At 70.5% G+C, this 22036-nt stretch carries 18 protein-coding genes and 1 pseudogene; 12 read left to right on the top strand and 7 right to left on the bottom strand.

Features of this window, described 5'->3' with window-relative positions; all coding sequences use genetic code 11:
- From coaE to L0H79_RS05425, 5 genes are all read left to right on the top strand, one after another.
- Positions 1-1167, top strand: a 1167-nt coding sequence (gene coaE / locus L0H79_RS05405) for a dephospho-CoA kinase (RefSeq protein ID WP_301483539.1), incomplete at its 5' end; no start/stop codon positions are given.
- 47 nt (positions 1168-1214) lie between these two features.
- Positions 1215-3329 (top strand): excinuclease ABC subunit UvrB, encoded by a 2115-nt coding sequence (gene uvrB / locus L0H79_RS05410; RefSeq protein ID WP_301483540.1) that lies wholly within the window; start codon positions 1215-1217, stop codon positions 3327-3329.
- 218 nt (positions 3330-3547) lie between these two features.
- Positions 3548-4534, top strand: a complete 987-nt coding sequence (locus tag L0H79_RS05415; RefSeq protein WP_301483541.1) for a TerC family protein — start codon at positions 3548-3550, stop codon at positions 4532-4534.
- Between the two features lie 231 nt (positions 4535-4765).
- Entirely contained in the window at positions 4766-6583 is a 1818-nt protein-coding gene (locus L0H79_RS05420) for an amino acid permease (protein ID WP_301483543.1), read from the top strand.
- A 3-nt stretch (positions 6584-6586) separates the two neighbouring features.
- A complete protein-coding gene (locus L0H79_RS05425) occupies positions 6587-7492 on the top strand; it encodes a universal stress protein (RefSeq protein WP_301483544.1) in 906 nt (301 codons plus the stop codon).
- Between the two features lie 75 nt (positions 7493-7567).
- On the opposite strand, the pseudogene L0H79_RS22155 reads toward L0H79_RS05425, so the two are convergent.
- From L0H79_RS22155 to L0H79_RS05450, 6 genes and pseudogenes are all read right to left on the bottom strand, one after another.
- Positions 7568-7954 (bottom strand): annotated as a pseudogene (locus L0H79_RS22155) (PadR family transcriptional regulator); the annotation flags it as partial.
- 291 nt (positions 7955-8245) lie between these two features.
- Entirely contained in the window at positions 8246-8671 is a 426-nt protein-coding gene (locus L0H79_RS05430) for a calcium-binding protein (protein WP_301483545.1), read from the bottom strand.
- 79 nt (positions 8672-8750) lie between these two features.
- A complete protein-coding gene (locus L0H79_RS05435) occupies positions 8751-11816 on the bottom strand; it encodes a BTAD domain-containing putative transcriptional regulator (RefSeq protein WP_301483546.1) in 3066 nt (1021 codons plus the stop codon).
- Between the two features lie 130 nt (positions 11817-11946).
- Entirely contained in the window at positions 11947-12339 is a 393-nt protein-coding gene (locus L0H79_RS05440) for a hypothetical protein (protein ID WP_301483547.1), read from the bottom strand.
- 244 nt (positions 12340-12583) lie between these two features.
- On the bottom strand, positions 12584-13090 hold the full coding sequence (locus L0H79_RS05445) for a hypothetical protein (protein ID WP_301483548.1): 507 nt from the start codon (positions 13088-13090) through the stop codon (positions 12584-12586).
- A 503-nt stretch (positions 13091-13593) separates the two neighbouring features.
- A complete protein-coding gene (locus tag L0H79_RS05450; RefSeq protein ID WP_301483549.1) occupies positions 13594-13827 on the bottom strand; it encodes a hypothetical protein in 234 nt (77 codons plus the stop codon).
- A gap of 7 nt (positions 13828-13834) precedes the next feature.
- Here L0H79_RS05450 and L0H79_RS05455 point away from each other — a divergent pair, with 7 nt between their 5' ends.
- A complete protein-coding gene (locus tag L0H79_RS05455; protein WP_301483550.1) occupies positions 13835-13993 on the top strand; it encodes a hypothetical protein in 159 nt (52 codons plus the stop codon).
- A gap of 78 nt (positions 13994-14071) precedes the next feature.
- Here L0H79_RS05455 and L0H79_RS05460 read toward each other — a convergent pair whose 3' ends face one another.
- Complete coding sequence (locus tag L0H79_RS05460; protein WP_301483551.1) at positions 14072-15652, bottom strand: aldehyde dehydrogenase (NADP(+)); 1581 nt, start codon at positions 15650-15652, stop codon at positions 14072-14074.
- A 129-nt stretch (positions 15653-15781) separates the two neighbouring features.
- On the opposite strand from L0H79_RS05460, the gene L0H79_RS05465 reads away from it, so the two are divergent.
- From L0H79_RS05465 to L0H79_RS05490, 6 genes are all read left to right on the top strand, one after another.
- The gene (locus L0H79_RS05465; protein ID WP_301483552.1) at positions 15782-16945 is read left to right on the top strand and encodes an FAD-binding oxidoreductase; all 1164 of its coding nucleotides are present in this window, start codon (positions 15782-15784) and stop codon (positions 16943-16945) included.
- Positions 16946-16958: 13 nt separating this feature from the next.
- Entirely contained in the window at positions 16959-17222 is a 264-nt protein-coding gene (locus L0H79_RS05470) for a (2Fe-2S)-binding protein (protein WP_301483553.1), read from the top strand.
- Positions 17209-18684 (top strand): NAD(P)/FAD-dependent oxidoreductase, encoded by a 1476-nt coding sequence (locus L0H79_RS05475; RefSeq protein WP_301483554.1) that lies wholly within the window; start codon positions 17209-17211, stop codon positions 18682-18684. The genes L0H79_RS05470 and L0H79_RS05475 overlap by 14 nt, the downstream gene beginning before the upstream one ends.
- A 74-nt stretch (positions 18685-18758) precedes the next feature.
- The gene (locus L0H79_RS05480) at positions 18759-19658 is read left to right on the top strand and encodes a dihydrodipicolinate synthase family protein (RefSeq protein WP_301483555.1); all 900 of its coding nucleotides are present in this window, start codon (positions 18759-18761) and stop codon (positions 19656-19658) included.
- 19 nt (positions 19659-19677) lie between these two features.
- Complete coding sequence (locus L0H79_RS05485; protein ID WP_301483556.1) at positions 19678-20679, top strand: proline racemase family protein; 1002 nt, start codon at positions 19678-19680, stop codon at positions 20677-20679.
- Positions 20680-20843: 164 nt separating this feature from the next.
- A complete protein-coding gene (locus L0H79_RS05490) occupies positions 20844-22004 on the top strand; it encodes a branched-chain amino acid ABC transporter substrate-binding protein (protein WP_301483557.1) in 1161 nt (386 codons plus the stop codon).
- The last annotated feature ends 32 nt before the right edge of the window (positions 22005-22036 follow it).

Consider the following 22036-nt stretch of genomic DNA (forward strand, 5'->3'; position numbering starts at 1 on the left):
GCCGAGCTGGGCGCGGTCGTCATCGACGCAGACGAGGTTGCCCGCGAGGTTGTCGAGCCGGGTGAACCGGCCCTGAACGCGATCCGGGACCGGTTCGGCAGCAGCGTGATCCGGGCCGACGGCTCGCTCGACCGGGCCGCGCTGGCCGCCCTCGTCTTCCCCGACCCCGAGGCGCTCGCCGCGCTCAACGCGATCACCGGGCGGGCCATCATGACGCGGGTCGCCCAGCGACGAGCGGCCGCACCCGCCGAGGCCGTCACCGTCTTCGACATGCCGCTGCTGGTCGAGCGTCGGCTCTGGGTCCAGGAGCACCTGGCGGTCGTCGTGCACGTCGATGTCGAGACTCGGGTGCGGCGCCTCGTCGAGCAGCGCGGGCTCGACGAGGCGGACGTGCGCCACCGCATCGCCACACAGGCCGGCGACGCCGACCGCCGAGCCGCGGCCGACGTGTGGCTCGACAACACCGGCGCACCCGAGCAGCTCACCGCGGCCGTCGAGGCCCTCTGGCGTGAGCGGCTCGAGCCGTACAACGCGAACCTCGTGCGCGGCATACGGACCCTTCGTCCCGAACGGGACGCCGTGGTCAGCCCCGAGCCGGACTGGGGCGCTCGCGGTGCGCGCGTCGTCGCGCGCATCTCGACGGCCCTCGAGCGGGCCGGTGTCGCCCGCGAGGTGAGGCACATCGGCTCGACCGCGGTGCCCGGGCTGGTCGCCAAGGACGTCATCGACGCGCAGGTCGGGCTCGATCAGCTCGCAGACGCCGACCGGCCCTGGTTCGTGACGGCCATGCGCGACGCGGGCTACCTGCTCAGCGTGCGGAACCTCGGGGACACGCCGCATCCGGTTGGCGCCGCCCCGGCCGGCTGGGCCAAGCGGTTCTACGGCGGTTGCGACCCGGGGCAGGTCGTGCACGTGCACGTGCGGCAGACCGGGTCCCCCGGGTGGCGTTTCGCGCTGCTCTTCCGCGACTGGCTGCGGGCGGTGCCCGCCGAGCGTGAGGCGTATGCCGCTCACAAGCGCGCGCTGCTCGCCGCGGACCCGCGCACCGACGTCTACACCGAGGCGAAGGAGCCGTGGTTCGAGCAGGCGTGGGAGCGGGCCAACGCCTGGGCCGCGGCGACCGGTTGGACGCCGGTGCCGCCGGGTGAGCGGGACGTGGGGGAGTAGGGCGGGACTGGAGCGTGTCTGTCGTACGGCAGGTTTACGGTTGGTGCATGCGTCCGACCACCGACCTACAGCGCACGGTGGCCCCGTTCGAGGTCATCTCCGACTACCGGCCCAGCGGCGACCAGCCGTCGGCGATCGCGGAGCTGGCGCGGCGGGTACGGGCGGGCGAGCACGACGTCGTCCTGCTCGGCGCGACCGGCACCGGCAAGTCCGCGACGACGGCCTGGCTCATCGAGCAGGTGCAGCGGCCCACCCTCGTCATGGCGCCCAACAAGACGCTCGCCGCGCAGCTCGCCAACGAGTTCCGTGAGCTGCTGCCCAACAACGCCGTCGAGTACTTCGTCTCCTACTACGACTACTACCAGCCCGAGGCCTACATCCCGCAGACCGACACCTACATCGAGAAGGACAGCTCGGTCAACGACGAGGTCGAGCGGCTGCGGCACTCGGCGACGAACTCGCTGCTGACCCGGCGCGACGTCATCGTCGTCGCCTCCGTGTCGTGTATCTACGGTCTGGGCACACCGCAGGAGTACGTCGACCGGATGGCGCGGATCAAGGTCGGGCAGGAGGTCGTCCGCGACCAGCTGCTGCGACGGTTCGTCGAGATGCAGTACACCCGCAACGACCTCGCCTTCACCCGGGGCACCTTCCGCGTGCGCGGCGACACGGTCGAGATCATCCCGGTCTACGAGGAGCTGGCCATCCGCATCGAGTTCTTCGGCGACGAGATCGAGCGCATCTACACGCTGCACCCGGTCACCGGAGAGGTGGTCCGCGAGGAGCAGGAGATGTATGTCTTCCCTGCCTCGCACTACGTCGCGGGCCCCGAGCGGATGGAGCGGGCCATCGGCGGGATCGAGTCCGAGCTGGAGCAGCGGCTCGCCGAGCTCGACCGGCAGGGCAAGCTGCTCGAGTCACAGCGTCTGCGGATGCGCACGACCTACGACATCGAGATGATGCGCCAGGTCGGCTTCTGCTCCGGCATCGAGAACTACTCGCGGCACATCGACGGTCGCGAGGCGGGCTCCGCGCCGAACTGCCTGCTCGACTACTTCCCCGAGGACTTCCTGCTCGTCATCGACGAGTCGCACCAGACGGTGCCGCAGATCGGTGCGATGTACGAGGGCGACATGTCCCGCAAGCGGATGCTGGTCGAGCACGGCTTCCGGCTGCCGAGCGCGATGGACAACAGGCCGCTGAAGTGGGAGGAGTTCCTCGAGCGCATCGGCCAGACGATCTACCTGTCCGCCACCCCGGGCGACTACGAGCTCGCGAGGTCCGGGGTTCCGGTGGAGCAGATCATCCGCCCCACCGGCCTGGTCGACCCCGAGGTCGTGCTCAAGCCGACGAAGGGCCAGATCGACGACCTCATGCACGAGATCCGCGAGCGCACCGAGCGCAACGAGCGGGTCCTCGTCACCACGTTGACCAAGAAGATGGCCGAGGACCTCACCGACTACCTGCTCGACAAGGGCATCCGGGTGCGCTACCTGCACAGCGACATCGACACGCTGCGGCGGGTCGAGCTGCTCAGAGAGCTGCGTACCGGTGTCTTCGACGTCCTCGTCGGCATCAACCTGCTCCGCGAGGGCCTGGACCTGCCCGAGGTCTCTCTCGTCTCGATCCTCGACGCCGACAAGGAGGGCTTCCTGCGCTCGACCCGCAGCCTCATCCAGACCATCGGCCGGGCGGCCCGGAACGTCTCCGGGCAGGTCCACATGTATGCCGATGCGGTCACCCCCTCGATGCGACAGGCGCTCGACGAGACGAACCGTCGCCGCGCGAAGCAGGTCGCGTACAACACCGAGATGGGCATCGACCCGCAGCCGCTGCGCAAGCGGATCGCCGACATCACCGACCTGCTCCAGCGCGAGGACGCGGACACGCAGGAGCTGATCGGGTCGGGGCGCATACAGTCCCGCGGCAAGACCGGCTCCGGCCGCGGCGCGGTGGCCGCGGATGCCGGGGTCGCCGGCGCTGTCGGTTCGAAGCGTCCGGCCGACCTGGCTGCGGCCGACCTGGCCGCCCTAATCCTGGAGCTCACCCCCAATATGCACCCGGCCGCCGCCTTGCTGAACTTCTTGGGGGGGGCGGGGCGGCGCGACGAGATCGGCGAGCTGAAGAAGGAGCTGCGGCAGATGACGGCCGCCACCCACTGAGGGACGTGTGTCCGTAGGCTGGACGCTCAGCGGTCTCCGATTTGAGCCGGCCCACGAGAGGATGAGAGGATCATAAGACACGGGCGGGTAGTACCCCCCAAGCGCCGTGCGGGCCACCAGGGGCGGGGGCCCGCGGCCGCGCGGCCCCGGGCCGTCGGTCCGCCTTCTGGGCGGGAGAGACCTCCGGTCTCTGCTGCCGTGTCCGGAAGGTTCCATTCATGAATGTGCCCACCTGGGGCTGGATCGTCACGATCGCCGTGTTGACCGTGTTCCTCCTCGTCGACGTCTTCGTCATCGCCCGACGACCGCACGTGCCATCGATGGCCGAGGTGACGCGCCATCTCATCTTCTTCATCTCGCTCGCCATCCTCTTCGGGCTCTACGTCTGGTATGAGTGGGGGGGCAGGTACGCGGGCGAGTTCTACGCGGGCTGGCTGACCGAGTACTCCCTGTCGGTCGACAACCTGTTCGTCTTCCTGCTCATCATGCAGAACTTCCGGGTACCGGCCCGGCTGCAACAGTCGGCCCTCATGACCGGCATCGTCATCGCGATCATCCTGCGCGGCATCTTCATCGCGGTCGGGGCGGCGGCCATCAACGCGTTCGCATGGGTCTTCTACATCTTCGGTGCGTTCCTCATCTATACGGCCGTCAAGCTCGCCAAGGGAGGCGACGAGGAGGACGAGTTCGAGGAGAACCGGATCCTCAAGTGGGTCGAGGGCCGGTTCCCGGCGACGACGGAGTTCCACGGGACGAGCCTGATGATCGTCGAGAACGGCAAGCGGCTGATCACCCCGATGTTCATCGTCATCATCGCCCTCGGCACGACCGACGTGCTCTTCGCGCTCGACTCCATCCCGGCGATCTTCGGCCTGACGAAGGAGCCGTTCCTCGTCCTGACTGCGAACATCTTCGCGCTCATGGGGCTGCGCCAGCTCTACTTCCTCATCGGCGGACTGCTCAAGCGGCTCGTCTACCTCAGCATCGGCCTGGCGGTCCTCCTCGGCTTCATCGGCGTCAAGCTCATGCTGCATGCCCTGCACGAGAACAACCTGCCGTTCATCAACGGCGGGCAGCCGGTCCACTCGGTCCCCGACATCCCGATCTCCGTCTCCCTCGGCGCGATCATCCTCATCCTCGGCGTCACGACAGTGGCGAGCCTGTGGAAGACCAAGCACGACGCGAGGGCATCCACGACTGACTGACCGAGCCCCGCGGCTGGCCTGCTCGTCGTTCTCTACCAGGTGTGGCCGTTCGCTTCGGCGTTCCGCTCCGCCGGGCTCTCAGGCACGTTGCTGTGGACGGGAGAGCGACTGGACGCTAATTTTGGTCCCGTCGCTGTTGGCCGTGCGCCGCGTCCGACCGATCGAGAGGGCTGCCCATGTCTCGCTCAGTGCCACTGCACCGTTCGCTGATCGCGCACGGGGGTTCCTGACGTGGCCGGCGGCGGCCCCGAGCTGAAGAAGGCGCTCAACCAGCGTCAGCTGACCATGATCGCGATGGGCGGCGTCATCGGCGCGGGCCTGTTCGTCGGGTCGGGCACGGTCATCCACGACACCGGACCGGGGGCGTTCCTCACCTACTTGCTGTGCGGAGTCCTGATCATCCTGGTCATGCGGATGCTCGCCGAGATGGCGGTGGCAAACCCGACGACGGGGTCGTTCGCCGACTACTCCCGCAAGGCACTCGGTGACTGGGCCGGCTTCTCCGTCGGCTGGCTGTACTGGTACTTCTGGGTCATCGTGGTCGGGTTCGAGGCAGTCGCCGGAGCGACGGTCATCAACTACTGGCTCCCGGATGTGCCGACCTGGCTGCTGAGCCTTGTCCTCATGCTCCTCATGACGGGGACGAACCTCATCTCGGTGTCGTCCTTCGGCGAGTTCGAGTTCTGGTTCGCGGGCGTCAAGGTTGCCGCCATCATCGTCTTCCTCTTCTGCGGTACGCTCTTCGTCCTCGGGATCTGGCCCAACGCAAGCCTGGACTTCAGCAACCTCACCTCGCACGGGGGCTTCTTCCCCAACGGCGGGTTGGCCATCACCGCCGGAGTCGTCACCGTGATCTTCTCGATGGTCGGTGCGGAGATTGCGACCATCGCAGCCGCCGAGTCCGACGATCCCGCGCGCGGTGTCGCCAAGGCCGCCAACTCGGTCATCACCCGCATCGCGATCTTCTTCGTCGGCTCGATCTTCCTGCTGGCCGTCATCCTGCCCTGGAACTCGCCCGAGCTCCAGGCCTCGCCATACGTCGCGGCGTTCAAGCAGATGGGCATCCCGTACGCCGACGACCTGATGAACGCGGTCGTCCTGACCGCCGTCCTGTCCTGCCTCAACTCCGGCCTCTACACCGCCTCCCGGATGCTGTTCGTCCTCGCTGCCCGCCGCGAGGCGCCCGCGTCGATGGTGTCGGTCAACCGCCGCGGCGTGCCGATGGTCGCCATCCTGGCCTCGTCGGTCGTCGGATTCCTGGCCGTGATCATGGCGGCCATCTCGCCGGACACCGTGTTCTCCTTCCTGCTCAACTCATCCGGTGCCGTCATCCTGTTCGTCTACCTGCTGATCGCCATCTCCCAGATCGTCCTGCGCGCTCGAGCGGACAGCTCGACGCTCAAGGTGAAGATGTGGTTCTTCCCCTTGCTCTCGGGGATCACGGTCCTGGGCATCGTCCTCGTCCTGCTCCAGATGGGACTGACCGAGGACGTGCGGATCCAGCTGATCCTGAGCCTGTTGTCGTGGGCCGTGGTCATCGTCCTCTTCTTGCTCAACAGGGCCCGGATCGCCCGGCTACCGGAGAGGCTCACCCCCGAGCCGACCGGCGAGGCGCGTCGCGTGCTCGTCCTGGCCAACCAGACCCTGGAAGCCGGCGAGCTGCTCGACGAGCTGAAGCGGATCGACGCAACGGGCAAGGCGAGGTACTACGTCTGCGTGCCGGCCAGCCCGGTGGAGACGGGGACCGCGTGGACCCACGGCGCGGTATCGGTACGGGATGCGACGGTCGAGGCCGCGCAGGCGCGGCTGGACAGGACACTCGCAGCCCTCTCGGCACAACACCTCGACGCCTCGGGCAGTCTCGGCGACTACCGTCCGCTGCGCGCGCTCCAGGCTGCCGTGCAGGAGTTCCACCCCGACCAGATCCTCGTCGTGACCCTTCCCGCGTCGGAGTCGGTGTGGCAGCGCTTCGAGGTCGTCGACCGCGCGGGTGAGCTGGGCGTGCCGGTCACGCATGTCGAGGCCGCCTCGCTCGTGGCGCCGGTATGAGCCATGACGATCGTCGTCGGCTACACCACGCAGGAGAGCGGACTCTCGGCCCTTGAGCTGGCGGCCGTGCTGGCGCGTTCCACAGGTGAGCCGCTGGTCGTGACCGTCGTCATCGCGACCCCGAACGTCGCCGGAGTATCGGACCTCGTCGACGGCGACTACGTCGCGCCGCTCAGGGAATGGGGCGAGTCCGTCCTCGACAGGGCCAGAGTCACCCTCCCACAGGACGTCGAGGCGACCTTCGAGGTGCGTCAGGCATCGTCCATCCCCGCAGGGCTCCTCGAGTCGGCTGCGGACGCTGACGCGTCGGCCATGGTCCTCGGCTCCTCGAGCAAGGGGTCCCTCGGCCGGATCTCGCTCGGCAGCATCATCGACCGGCTCGTGCACACGGCGCCGCTGCCGGTGCTGCTCGCCCCGCGCGGGTTTCGCTCGGGGCCGACCTCGCGCATCCGCCGGGTCAGCATCGGCTACGGAGGGTCCTCGGGTGATGCGCGCCTGGTCGCCGTGGGCGCGCAGTTTGCCGAGTCCGTCGGCGCGGACCTACGAGCCGTCTCTTTCCTGGCCCGACCGCCCAAGAGGTTCTACGGGACCATCGAGGAGTCCGCGGACGATCTGGTCGTCGACGAGTGGGTGGCTCGCACGAAGGCCGCTCTCGAGACACAGCTGGGTGCGGTGGATGCCGCCCTGGACCGGCTCGCCTGTTCGCTCGCAGTCGGTGTGGGTGCCTCCTGGAGCAAGGCGATCTCGGATGTGCCCTGGGCAGACGGTGACCTGCTGGTGCTCGGCCCGAGCTCGGCCGCCCTGGCCACCCGGCTCTTCCTCGGGTCCCGGGCGTCCAAGATCCTGCGATCGGTGCCGGTGCCGGTCCTGATGGTGCCCGCCCCGCGCACCGCCCGAGTCGAGGGCTGACGGGCGGCCCGGGGTGGTCGCCTCGTCGTCTACGTCTTCTCCTGCGGGTCGAGCTCGTTGAGAAGCCAGTTTGCATCAGGCGATGCTGCTCGAACGACAGGCCGCGCTGCACGCTGGCGTAGTCGTGGAACAGCGGCATGCTCGGGTCGGCCGGCCGGACCGGACTCGTTCATCTCGGCGGCGAACTGCTGGTACTCGGCGAGCGCGGCACGGTGCTTCTCTCTCGGTAGCGACGAGCGACCGCGCCTCCTGTCGGTCCGCGAGCCACAGCGAGTAGAGCCGCAGCAAGACCTCGTCGCGTGTTGTCTGCGGGGGAGCAGGGGAGGTCGCCCAAGCGATCAGCGTTCGCTTGCCGGCCGCGGTGATCGAGTAGCGCTTGGTGTCGCGCGGCCCCAGCCCGTCGACCACACGGTGCCGGACAAAGCCCTTGGCCTCCAGCCGGGCCAGCTCGGGATAGATCCCTGCTCCCGATGGATGTCCATCCTCCTACGATGGGCATCGGGACCTCCTCAAGCTCCCGATGGACGCGCGAGCGCGTCCCGTACGCGAATGGTTGATACGACTGATGATGACGCGTCTGAGCTGAGGAGGATTGGCCTGGTCGCGACAGGTTGTCCCGCTGTGCTCCCGGGCCACCGGTCGTTGCAGGGCGGCTGCACCTGGTCGGGGACATCGTGCGCGACGGCCAGCAACTCGTCCCCACAACGGCTCCGGCGAAGTCCCGGTGATGGTGCGAACATTCGTGATGGGTCCTCAGTAGTCGTAGCGGGCCTCGACCTCGTGGAAGTCGTCGGTCCCGAAGTAGTCGATGCGCCCGGTTCCACCGTGGGTCACATCGTGACCTGGACCGCCCACGACGCAGTCGTCCCCGCGGTCGCCGTAGAGCTCGTCGTGGCCTGCGCCGCCGAGGATGACGTCGTTGCCCTGCCCGCCATGGATGGTGTCGTGCCCGCCGAGTCCATCGATGATGTCCCGTCCCGGTGTGCCGATGATCTCGTCGTCACCTGGCCCACCCATGATGCGGTTGCCGACGAACGGCGAACACCAGGCGGACGCGACGTCCGCGCTCGGGTCGGGCTCGGCCCCAGGAGCCGCGCCGGCAACCGTGCTGGCGGCAAACAGACCCGCCATCGCGGCCGACGTGGCGAGGGCAGTGACGCGGAATGATCTGTGCGACATCGTGATTCCTTGCTTCTGGTGGTCCGGCCTGTTGACCGGTGCTGCCTGTGCAGTGACTCAGAGTGTCAGGGTGGCGTCATCATGGGATCAGAACGGAAGGGCCGTGTGCTGGCGCCTGCACTACCCCCAGCACCGCCGCGTCGGGCAGGGGTGCGTCGATGGCGGACATCGCCTCGACCCACCGCTCGAAGGCCCGACGGGCCTCACCGTGGCGTCCCGATCGCGACAGGCTCGTGACGAGCCTGCGGTGCACCCGCTCGTCGTATGGGTCGACGATGAGCAGACGCATGAGCAGCCCGACTGCCTCGCCACCGCGACCTGCGCGCCCGTGCAGCAGGGCGAGACTGCGCACCGAGCGCACCCACGCTGACCGGGCCTCTTCCCGCAGGCCGTCGGCCCACTGCTCGGCAGGCTCATCCTCGAAGGCATCGCCGCCGTATCTCGTGTCAATGCTCGTGAGGATCTCCCGGGCTCGATCACCGTCTCCTGCCTCGACGAGCTCGGCGGCATAGGCCGCGTCCCGGATGAGCGCGTCCGCATCCAGCGCCACGCGCGACAGATCGAGGCGGACTCCGGTCTGGCCCGCCGCGATGTAGCGGTCGGGCGGCCAGCACTTGCCCGGGTCGAGGACCCCCCGGACGGTGGCGAGCAGGACGGAGAGGCGGTGGCCGGTCCGCGCGGGGTCGTCGTCCGGCCAGAGGAGCTCGCACAGCCGGCCGCGAGTCACCACCCGACCGCGGCGCGCAGCAAGGATCTTGACGAGGGTCCGGGCCTGGCGTGAGCGCCAGGCAGGCAGCGGCACCTCCATCTGGTTGACGCTCACCCTGAACGGGCCGAGGACGTCGATGGCCACCGCCGCCGCGGCACCGCGATCCGCTGTCACCGGATGGCCGTGCACGCGCAGGATGCCGAGTCGCTGCAGCTTCCGGCCCGCCTCACGAGCCCGGGATCGGTCCGCGCCGTCCGCACCCGGGAGGCGACCGAGGAGGACCTCGACCCGAGCCACGGCCGGAGCTGCGCCGCCCTCATCCCAGAGCGAGAGCGCCTCCTGGAGCGCGATGCGGGCATCACGTGGATCGCCCGCAGACTCCCCTGCCAGCTCCAGGGCCTCGGCGAGGAGATCGACGGTCTGGGCGGCGCGTGCGGATGCGACCCCCCGGGCGGCGTGCTGGGCAGCCTCGATCAGGTCACCACGCGCCAAGGCCACCCAGCCTCGCGCGGTCATCGCCACGGGTAGGAGGTCAGGCGTGGCGATCTGCTCGGCCTCCGTCGCCGCCGACCTGGCCGCGTCAGGAGACAGCTCGACCGTCAGCCTGGCGAGACCGGCCAGAGCAGGGACGAGCACCTGCAGGTCGCCCGAGTCGCGGGCCAGGGCGACGGCCTCGAGGTAGGCCGCCCGCCCCTGCTCCTCGTGATGCAGCTCTCGATGAATCTCCGCGAGGCCGAGCAGGCCCATCGCAGTACGGCCCGGTCCGAGGCGGCGACAGTGCACGATGGATCGATCCAGGTGCCACTTCGCCTCGTCGAACTCGCCGACTCGGGTCAGTGCCTCGCCGAGGTTGTGCAGGGTGACCGCCCGCAGTCCGGTCGGACTGGACAGCTCTGCCATCCGCAGCGCCTCGCGGGCGATGACACAGGCCTCGCGATACCTGGCCGAGGCCAGCAGCAGATGCGTCTGGGCCGACATGACCCGCGCCGCGGTGACGGCGTCGCCGGTCGTCAGGGCCGCTCGCAGGGCGTCGTGGTGATGGGCTTCCCTCAGCGCGCCGGTGCTGGTCCGCGCCGCCGCCAGATGACCCAGAGCAAGGGCATCCGTGGATCCGGATCGCGCGGCCCGATCCAGCGCGCGAGCAGCGTCGAGGCCGGCCTCCGTGGTCCGCCCCAGCATCCACAGGACGTCGACGCGGCGGGCCAGCCAGCCGACCTCGTCCTCAACGCATGCCTCAGCCGGCGCGACCGAAACCCGGTCGAGGACCTCGAGCGCATCGGCGAAGTCCCCACGTGAGTAGTGCAGCGAGGCGACCCGCGTCGCCAGAGCCGCCGACCAGCCCTGGCGGTCGGCCCGACGGGCCAACGGGTCGAAGGCCCGTCGGGCGGCTGCCAGCTCGCCGGACATGCGCAGGGCATCGGCATGGATCCGTTGCAGCGACTCGGGTCCGTCAACCGGATCCTGCCCGTCAAGGAGCGCAACGACTCCAACCGCCTGGCCCCCGCGAAGCATGGCCTCACCGTGGTCCGTGACGAGCCGTGCGGCCGCGCGGGCCTGACCCGCCAGGGCGTGGGCCTGCGCGGCCGGGAACCAGTCACCCTCACTCTCGTGCGCGGCCGCCGCTGCGAGCAGTGCCGTCGTATCCTGCGTGGTGCCGCCGCGCAGCTGGGCGAGGACGGCGGACACGGCCGGCACGACGACCAGCTCGTCGGTCGTCCCAGCTGCACGCCGCGGGACGAGCAGGCCGATCTGACGAAGCGACTCGACGACTCCCGGGGGCTGGGCAAGATGCGACCCGGATGCGATGGCCACCGCATCCCAGCAGCGTTGGCTCACGGGACCGAGACCGGCCAGCACGCCGAGCACGGCCAGGACCTCGGGCGGGAGCCCACCGAGCACGTTCGACGCGATCCAGATCGCGGCAGCCGAGCCCGGCTGCGACAGCGCGGCGGCCAGGTCCACGCCGGGGTCACGGCGCAGGGCATCACCCGCGAAGTGCACCAGGGCGGCCCAGCCGGCGGTCAGGTCTCGCACCGCGACGGCGGCCTCCGGATCGGTCACCGAGTATTCCTCGGCGAGGAGCGCCACAATGCGATAGGCGGCCAAGGCCAGATCGACCGGCCCCCGGTCGTGGACCTGGACCCGCAGGCTGCTGCGCACCTGCGCAGGGATCGGGGTCCGCGACGCGATGCCAAAACCCAGGTCGGGCCCGGCGGTGAGCATCCGGAGCACGTCCGCCTGCCCATCCGTCGTCAGCTCGTCGAAGTCGTCGACACCGACCCACGGGATCCCCGGTGGCAGGCCCCGGTGCCGGACGTCGGTGGCTGCCCTCACCACCCCGCCCTCGGGACGATCGGCCTCCAGCAGCGCAGACTTGCCGTATCCCGCCCCGGCAACCACGAGGAGGCGACTCGGTCGTCCAGCGGCGAGGGTCACCCTCCCTAGGTGGGCGTGGCCCCCGGCGTGATACAGAGCGACCGCCCCCTGGACGGGCTGATGGGACCCCACGGCTGGCATTATGGGACCCATCACGCGGCTCTCTGGAACCTCGGAGTGCAGCCGCCGGTCACCAGCCGATGGTCGAGACCGGGCTGAACTCGAGGGTGCTCCATCCTCCGGTGACCTGACCGCTCGTCACGCGGAACTTCACCTTGTGGTAGACCTCCTCGTCGAAGTCCGTGTCGGTGTGCGCCAGTACCCGGCGGAACTCACCGACGTCGATGCCGCCGAATGCGATGATCTCTTCGCGCGTGCTCGCCGAGCCGATCCGGTCCTCGTCGGCGCTGTCGCCGCCGGTCGCGTCCACGTCCCCGAAGCCCGAGTGAAGGAATAGCTCGAGCGGCGCGGCCTTGGCGGGGGTGATCGGCGAGCCGACGCGCCGCTGATAGTCGCCTTGAGCCGTCAGGCGGACCCGGCGGAGCTCCGGTCGATCCGGTGGTGGTCCGTCGACGAATTCCATGAGGCAGACCCCTCACAGCTCGATCCACACCTGTACCGGATGCCCGACAAGCTGGAGGGGGCAGCGCTGGCTGGCCGCAGATGAAGGCGCCTTGGCCCAGCAAATCAGGCTGGTTCCGCATCCGGCGGCTGAGCGCTTGGGGGGTGGTGTGCGACGGACTCTTCCGAGCAAGTAGGACTCGGGTCCTTGGTGATACGCGGCGGTGCCCACGGCCGTGGCCGTGCGCACCGCCGGGCCGGTCAGGTTACGGAGTGAGCGCGCGCGAGTTCCCGATGGCCTCGCTCGACCAGGTGCCCGTCACGGCCCCGCTCGTCACCCGGAACTTGGTGACCTGGAACATCTCGAGCGGCACGTCGGTGTCGTCGTTGGCGGCGGGCAGAGTGGCCCGCACGATGATGTTCCTCGTCTGGCCGGCAGCCGCGAAGGAGAGGTTCTGCGTCGACCGTCCGGTGAACTCGTCGGGGGCGTCGGGGTCACCGGCGCGGCCGACGAGGTCGCTCTCCCAGCGTTCCGGCCTCACCTCGACCGACACGCCGGCTGCCGATGCCGCGCAGGTCAGGTGGTAGTCGTAGTCGAACAGCTTCGCGCCGGCAGCGTTGAAGACGTTCCTGAACTCGGGTGCGTCGACGGTGATCGTGCAGCCGTCGTGGCTGACCACGGTCGCTGCTTGGGCCGGCACGGCCAGCCCGAGTGGGACCAGGCCGGCGATCGCGGATGCGATGGCGAGCTTGGTGGTGGTGCGAGTGTTCATGATGGCTTCCTTTGTGCGTGGCGGCCCTCACCGCCGACGGTGGTGCCGGTCCCACCGGTGTGGGCGACAGGACCACGGTGCGGCAGACACGTCAGCGTGGCGTCAGAACGTGCTTGCGCCGACGGCGCCGCATGTCGCCGAGCCAGCCCTGCCCTCCCAGCCACGCACGGGCCGCGGGCTGGTGCGGCGCGAGGCGCAGGCCAAGGAATTCCGTGACGGCCCTCGCTCGCGCCGTTGGTCCACCGCTGTCCTGGCCAGGATGTGCTGTTGCTTGCAGGACCACCCGGCCGTGGGGCAGTTGGTGGGACAGTCTTGGGTGGCCTCACCCGACGAGACGCTCCCACGATTCGGGAGTTGGCGCGCCGGTGAGGCGTTCGTTGTGCGGGGGTGGTGTTGCCGAGCAGGTACCGATGCTGGAGACGGGACGAGCCAGTGTGGGGCGCTCAGCAGCGTGTGCCGTGCGGGCGCATTCTCGAGCCCACATCTCCCGGGCCTGGCCGGCATCACCTGCGCCTGCTCGCCGGTCCAATCGACCAGCGGGCCAGATCGGGCTGGCCGCCCGTGGAAACAGCCTGCACGGTGTCGAGCAGCACGTGGCTGACCAGCAGGTGGTCGATCAGCTCCCGCTGTCCGCGGTAGACACGCGCGAGTACCGCTGCGTGGGCGGGATCAGCGGGGCCAGGTTCCACTGCGCCGACGCTGCTCGCCGTCGCACCGAACGACCCGTACTGCTCCATCGCCTCGATGCGGAAGTTCTACTCCGAGATTCCGACGGGCGTGAAGCCCCTAGACGTCGAGACGGCCTACCCCGGTGTGCAGCTGGGAGACCTGCTGCTCGATGGCGACGGCAACGCGCGGCCCCTCGCCCGCACCGTCGCCCAGAGCGGGCCCTTGGACGCATGAGGTGAGCACCCGCCTGCAGACCGACGGCACGGTGATGGCCAGGCCGCGGCTGCGGCCAGGGCAGCCAGGTCGGTCCGATCAGGGCAGCTGGAGCGTGCCGTCGACCCGCCGCACGAGCTGCCACGGGTTCTCGTCGCGCACCGCATCGGGCAGCAGCGCCGCGGGCAGGTCCTGGTAGCAGACCGGACGCTGCCAGCGCTCGATCGCGAGCGTGCCGACCGACGTCGAGCGAGGGTCCGAGGTCGCCGGATACGGACCGCCGTGCACCATCGCCTCGCTCACCTCGACACCGGTCGGCCAACCGCCCCAGAGGATCCGGCCCGCCCGGGTCTCGAGCACCGGGACGATCACGCGGGCATCGTCCAGGTCGGAGTCCGTGCCATGGATCGTCGCGGTCAGCTGACCCTCGAGCCCGCCCAGGACCGTGGCGAGCGACTCGACGTCGGGATAGCGGACGACCAGGCCGGCCGCCCCGAAGACCTCCTCGGCGAGCCCTTCCTCGGCCACGAAGTCGTCGAGCTCGGTCGCGAAGACGGCGGGAGCCGGGGCGTTCGCCGCCTGGCCGACCGTGCCGGTCGCCACGGTCGCGACGGCCGGAGCGCTCGCCAGGAAGGAGGCCCGCTCGTCGAAGTGGGCCCGGATCTGCGGCGTCAGCATGGTCTGGCCGGAGCACGTCCGCACCGCCTCGCCGACCGCATCGAGGAAGCGGTCGCCAGACGCGCCGCTCGGCAGGAAGAGCAGCCCGGGGTTGGTGCAGAACTGTCCCGACCCGTTCGTCAGGGAGGTGACGTAGCCGGTGGCGAGCCCGGACCGGTCACCCTCCAGCGCGCCGGGCAGGACGACGACGGGGTTGACCGAGGACATCTCGGCATAGACCGGGATCGGCTGCGGACGCTTCGCGGCCTGCGCGACGAGGGCGAGCCCGCCCCCTCGCGAGCCGGTGAAACCGACTCCCTGGATGGCCGGGTCGGTCACGAGGGCGGCGCCGATCTCGTTGCCGATGCCGAAGACGAGGGAGAAGACACCGGCCGGCATGCCGCTCAGCTCGGCGGCACGGGCGACCGCCCGCCCGACGAGCTCGGCCGTGCCCGGATGGGCGTTGTGACCCTTGACGACGACGGGGCAGCCGGCCGCCAAGGCCGAGGCGGTGTCACCCCCGGCGGTGGAGAAGGCGAGCGGGAAGTTGCTCGCCCCGAAGACCGCGACCGGCCCGATCGGGACCTGGCGCATGCGCAGATCGGGCCGGGGCAGCGGCTCGCGCTGGGGCTGGGCGGGGTCGACGCGGACCCCGAGGTGGTCGCCCTGCCGGACGACACCGGCAAAGACGCGCAGCTGGCCGCAGGTGCGCGTTCGCTCGCCCTGGACCCGGGCGGTGGGCAGCCCGGACTCCGCCGCGGCCGTCTCGGGCAGCTCGTCCCCGATCGCCTCGATCTGCTCGGCGACGGTCTCGAGGAAGCGGGCCCGGTCCTGCGGAGCAGTGGCGCGGTAGTCCGGGAAGGCTCCGGCAGCAGCCGTGGTGGCCGCCCGGAGCTCGTCGATCGTCAGAGCCTTTACCTCCGGCCCGATCGGCTCGTCCGTCGACGGGTCGACTGCGCGGAAGGTGCCGGCCGTACCCGAGGTGGGGACTCCCGCGATGATCGACTGGCCAGTGACTGTCATGGCTCTCCTTGCCTGGTCTGGTCCGACATACCGGCGGGTCGTGAGCGGGTCACGCGCGCCTCGACGCAAGGGTACGACTCCGCCTCAGTAATGTGTAACATTACACACCATGCGATACGGGTACCACCGATGACTCGGGCGGTCATCATCGGCGCGGGGATCGTCGGGTCGGCCTGCGCCGAGGCTCTGACGCGTCGCGGCGTCGAGGTCGTCGTCGTCGACCGAAGCGCCGTGGGCTCCGGCACGACCAGCCGTGGTGAGGGCAACATCCTCGTCTCCGACAAGGGACCCGGCACCGAGCTCTCCCTCGCCGAGCTGTCCCGCCGGGCGTGGCTCGAGGTCGGCGAGCTCATCGGGCCGTCGCTGATCGAGCTCGAGGAGAAGGGCGGACTCGTCGTCGCTCAGTCGCGGGCGGGGCTCGAGGCCCTGGCCCGCTTCGCCACCGGGCAACGCGCCGCGGGGGTGACCGCGCTCGACGTCGGCGACCCCCAGGTCCTCGAACCGCGCCTGGCTGCCGGGCTGCCCGGGGCTGTTCACTACCCCGAGGACATGCAGGTCCAACCGGTCCTCGCCGCCGCCGCCCTGCTCGCCGCGGCGCTGGAGCGGGGAGCCACCTTCCGGACCGGGACGGACGTGACAGCAGCGGTCAGGGACGGCGACGGCTCGCTGAGCGGCATACGGACTGCGGATGGTCAGGTGATCGAGGCTGACGTCGTCGTCAACGCGTCCGGGACGTGGGGCGGTGAGGTGAGCGAGCGGCTCGGGGCGCCGGTGCCGGTGCTGCCGCGGCGCGGGTTCGTCCTGGTCACCGAGCCGCTGCCGCCGCTCGTGCGGCACAAGGTCTACTCGGCGGACTACGTCGACAACGTCGGCTCGTCCGACGCGGGGCTCGAGACGTCGTGCGTCGTGGAGGGCACCCGGGGCGGGACGGTCCTCATCGGGGCGAGCCGGGAGCGCGTCGGCTTCGACACGACCCTGTCGGTCCCCGTCGTGGAGACGCTGGCCCGGCAGGCCGTCGCGCTCTTCCCGTTCCTGGCCCGGGTCAACCTGCTGCGCGTGTACCGCGGCTTCCGGCCGTACTGCCCGGACCACCTGCCGGTCATCGGCCCGGACCCCCGGGTGCCGGGGGTCATCCACGCCTGCGGCCACGAGGGCGCGGGGATCGGGCTCGCCGCGGGCACGGGCCGGCTCGTCGGCGACTACGTCACCGGGGCCCGAACCCACGAGTCGGCGGGGGAGTGGGCCGAGCTGCTGCCGGACCGCTTCGCGGGCCCGAGCGAGCAGCAGGTGTAAGGACGGTGGGCCAGTGAGCACGTTCGAGTTCGACGGCGCCGGCATCGAGTTCCGGCCGGGCCAGACCATCGGTGCCGCGCTCGTGGCCGCTGGGCAGGTGTCATGGCGCACGACCCGCGTGGGCGGGGTGCGGCGTGGGCTGTTCTGCGGGATCGGCATCTGCTTCGACTGCCTGGTGACGGTCGAGGGCGAGCCGAACCAGCGGGCCTGCCTCGTGGTGGCCGAGCCCGGACTGACCGTCACGACGCAGGAGGGCACGGGCCATGAGCACGACTGACGTCCTCGTCGTCGGCGCGGGACCGGCCGGGTTGGCCTGTGCCGCAACGATCCTCGAGCACTCCTCGCTGTCCGTCGTGGTCGTCGACGCGGGTCACGGGCCGGGTGGCCAGTACTGGCGGCAGCCGGCTCCAGCCGTCGGTGCCGATGCGCTCGACCCCGCCGAGCTCGCCGACCTGCACCACGACCGGGCCAGGTTCGACGCACTGCTGCACCGTCTCGAGCAGGGCCGCACCGATGGGCGCCTGCAGCTCCGCTCCCAGCATCACGTGTGGTCTGCGGTGCCCGACATGCAGGGGTATGCCGTCCACGCCGTCGACCGCGGCCGTGGCCCGAGCCACGTGCCCGGGTCCACCACCGTGGCGCGCGCCCTCGTCCTGGCAACGGGCGCCTTCGACCGGGCGCTGCCCTTCCCCGGCTGGGACCTGCCCGGGGTGATGACCGTCGGTGGGCTGCAGGCGTTGCTCAAGGCGGGCGGCGTCGTCGCAGGGCGCCGCGTCGCGCTCGGCGGCACGGGACCGTTCCTGCTGCCGGTCGCCGCCGGGCTGGCCCGCCACGGCGCCACGGTGGTCGGGGTCTACGAGGCGAACCGGCCGGCGCGCTGGCTCCGTGAGGGCCGGGCCGTCGCGCGGAACGCCGGGAAGCTCGGCGAGGGCGCCGGCTACGCCGCGGCGCTGCTGCGGCACCGAGTGCCGGTCCGGGCCGGACGGATGGTCGTCGCCGCTCACGGCGCCGACCGTGTCGAGGCGATCACGCTGGCGCGCCTGGACCGGGCCGGGCACCCCGTGCCGGGCAGTGACCAGCGCGTGGCCGTCGACGCGGTCGGGGTGGGCTGGGGATTCAGCCCCCAGCTCGACCTCGCGGTGACCCTGGGTGTCGACCTGACGCCGGACGTGGCCGGGACCGAGGTCGTCGCCGTCGACGACGCCCAGCGTACGAGCCGGCCGGGCGTCTATGCGGCCGGAGAGGTGTGTGGAGTCGGGGGAGCGCCCCTCGCCCTGACCGAGGGCAGGCTCGCTGCTGCTGCGGTCGTCGCGGACCTGACCGACGGCCGGGTGCCTGCCGACGTGGTGTCTTCGGCGCGACGAGTCGTCACCCGTCAGCGAGCCTTCGCGACGGCGATCCTCCGCGCCCACCCGGTCCCCGCGGGCTGGGCCGACCGCCTGGCGCCCGACACGATCGTGTGCCGGTGCGAGGAGGTGACCCTCGGTGCGGTCCGCGCCGCGATCGACGAGCGGGGCGCCCGCGATGCCCGGCAGGTCAAGCAGCTGACCCGGACCGGCATGGGGTGGTGCCAGGGCCGGGTGTGCGGTTACGCGGCAGCGTTGCTGTCATCGGGTCGCCCGGGGCCCGCGGTGGAGCGCCTCGTCGCCGCGCCGGTCCCGCTCGGGACACTCGGGGCGCTCGCCGAGCCGACCGCTCGTCCGTCGAGACGGACTGGCATTTCCGACGATGCAATGTAATATTGCACTGACGGTCACGGTCGGCTGGGACCGGGCTGAGCGGCATACCCCCACCTCTAGTTCAGGAGTGACTCATGACGGACACCGACAAGAAGCCGTGGCACGGCATCCTCGTCGCGACGAGCCTGCAGTTCGACGCCGACGGGGAGATCGACTTCGGCGCCTACAAGGACAACGTGGCCTGGCTCAAGGAGCAGGGCCTCGACGGCGTCGCCCCGAACGGCTCGCTCGGCGAGTACCAGTCGCTGTCCTGGGAGGAGCGCGACAAGGTCGTGCAGACCGCCGTCGAGGCCGGCGGTGACGACTTCGTCGTCATGCCGGGCGTTGGCGCCTACAGCGGCCGCGAGTCGAAGCGACACGCGCAGGTCGCCAAGGACCTCGGTGCCAAGGCCGTCATGGGGCTGCCCCCGAACGCCTACCGGGCCGACGACCGCTCCGTGCTCGCGCACTTCGAGCTGCTCGCGAGCGCCGGTCTGCCCGTCACGGCATACAACAACCCGATCGACACCAAGGTCGACCTGACCCCGCCGCTGCTCGCCAAGCTCTACGAGGAGGGCTTCATCGTCGGGGTCAAGGAGTTCTCCGGCGACGTCCGGCGCTGTTACGAGCTCAGCGAGCTGGCCCCCGGGATCGACCTGATGATCGGCACCGACGACACCGTTCTGGAGGTCGGCATCGCGGGCGCCAAGGGCTGGGTGGCCGGCTACCCGCAGGTCTTCCCGCAGGCCTGTATCGAGCTGTTCCGAGCCTCGGTGGCGCGGGATGTGGAGAAGGCGCTGCCGCTCTACCGGATGCTGCACCCGGTGCTGCGCTGGGACTCCAAGACGGAGTTCATCCAGGCCATCAAGCTCGGCCAGGACATGATCGGGCGCAACGGCGGCACCTGCCGCCCGCCGCGCCTGCCGCTCACGGCGGAGCAGGAGAAGGTCGTCCGCGAGGCCACGCAGGCGGTCATCGACGCCGGCCTCGCGTGACCGACTAGCCTGACCGTCGATGCGTAGTCGCAAGCTCTTCCACGCCGTCGACTCCCACACCGAGGGGATGCCGACCCGCGTCATCACCGGCGGGGTCGGCGTCCTGCCGGGGGAGACGATGGCCGAGCGCCGGCTCCGGTTCATGGCCGAGCGCGACGACCTGCGCACCCTGCTCATGTGCGAGCCACGCGGGCACTCGTCGATGTCCGGCGCGATCCTGCAACCGCCGACCCGTCCCGACGCGGACGTCGGCGTGCTCTACATCGAGGTCTCCGGGTGCCTGCCGATGTGCGGGCACGGCACGATCGGCGTCGCGACCGTCCTGGTCGAGACCGGGATGGTCGAGGTGAGCGAGCCGGAGACGGTCATCCACCTCGACACCCCGGCCGGGCTCGTCGTCGCCCGGGTCGCGGTCTCCGGCGGCGCCGCCACCTCGGTGACGCTCGACAACGTGCCCTCGTATGCCCACGCCCTCGACCAGGTCGTCGAGGTGCCGGGCTTCGGGCCGGTCATCTACGACATCGCGTACGGCGGCAACTTCTACGCGTTCGTCAAGCTGGCCGACCTCGGCCTGCGCTTCGAGCGCAGCGCCAAGGGGAGGCTGCTCGACGCGGGGCTGGCGATCATGGACGCGATCAACGCGCAGAACCCCGTCGCACACCCGGAGCGGCCGGACATCGACGTGTGCCACCACGTCTACCTCGAGGCTCCCGACTCGACGCCACTGCACGGGCGGCACGCGATGGCGATCCACCCCGGCTGGTTCGACCGCTCGCCCTGCGGCACGGGCACGAGTGCCCGACTCGCGCAGCAGCACGCCCGCGGGACCATCGCGGTCGGCCAGGAGATCGTCAACGAGTCGTTCATCGGGAGCCGGTTCACCGCCCGGATCCTCGGCGAGACGACGGTCGGCGGCCGGCCGGGCATCCTGCCCAGCATCACCGGCCGGGCCTGGGTCACGGGCACCGCCCAGTACATGCTCGACCCGACCGATCCCTTCCCGGCGGGGTTCGAGCTCTGACCGTCGGACGAGTCCTGACATGTCCGGACCGTCGCAGGTCACGGTTTGGCAACAGCCCCGCATGCCCTTGTCCCGGACCTCCGCAGTCCCTAGATTCGTGCAATGTCACACAACATAGGTGGCGGCAGTCGATGACGGCCTGGCCGTCCGGAGGGGAGATCTCAATGATGCGCACCACACGGGTCGGGGCGGTCGCAGCCGCGGCCGGCGCCGTCCTCGCACTGACGTCCTGCGGGGGAGGCGGGATCACCGGCGACTCGGGTAGCGGCGGCGGCGACACGGGCGACATCGTCCTCGGGATGGTCACCCCGCTCAGCGGCAGCAGTGCCGCCATCGGTCCCTACATGAAGAACGGCGCGCAGCTCGCGGTCAACGAGGCCAACGAGGCCGGCGGGGTCATCGGGCGCCAGGTGAAGCTCGTCGCCGAGGACGGGGCGTGTGACCCGAAGACGGCGGCGGCCGCCGCCGCCAAGCTCGTCACCGCGGGCACCAACGTGTCGGTCGGCGGCTACTGCTCCTCGGCCACCCTGCCGACCCTGTCGATCTTCGGCAAGGCCAACATCCCGATGATCATCCCGGCCGCGAACTCGAACGACCTGCTCAAGGACCAGCACAAGAACGTCTTCCTGCTCAACGGCACCGGCGCGCAGCAGGCCCAGGCCGCGCTCGACTTCATGAAGAAGTCGGGCGCCAAGGCGATCGCCCTGGTCGACGACAACACGTCGTACTCGAAGGACATCACGACCCGGACCGCCGAGGACGCCAAGGGCGACTCCGCGCTCAAGGTCGTCAGCCGGGAGTCGGTCACGGCCGGCGAGTCGGACTACTCGGCCGCCGTGACGGCGATCCTGAGGGCCAACCCGGACTTCGTCTACTGGACCGGCTACTACCAGGAGGGCGGGCTGCTGATCAAGCAGCTGCGCGCGGCGGGCTACAAGGGCGACGTCATGGTCGCCGACGGCTCGGTCGACAAGCAGCTGATCACGATCGCCGGGAAGGACAACGCGCAGGGGGTCTTCGCGACGATGACGCAGACCCCGCAGACGATCCCGGGCGGGGACGCGTGGATCGCCAAGTACAAGAAGGCGTTCAACGCCGACCCGGGTCCGTACTCGACCCAGTCGTATGACGCCGTGCGGGTCGCGGTCGAGGCGATCAAGAACGCCGGCTCCACCGACGGCACGAAGGTCATCACTGCCCTCCAGGCCATCGACGGCTTCCCGATCTTCAGCGGCAAGCTGAAGTTCACCCCGGAGCACACCCTGAGCGAGGGCGGCTTCGACATCCTGGTCGTCAAGGGCGACGGGTTCGTCCTCAACAAGTAGCCACTCGGGCCCGCGGGACATGAGGCGTCCCG

This window comes from Intrasporangium sp. (genome assembly GCF_030452765.1).
Classification (GTDB): Bacteria; Actinomycetota; Actinomycetes; order Actinomycetales; family Dermatophilaceae; genus Intrasporangium_A.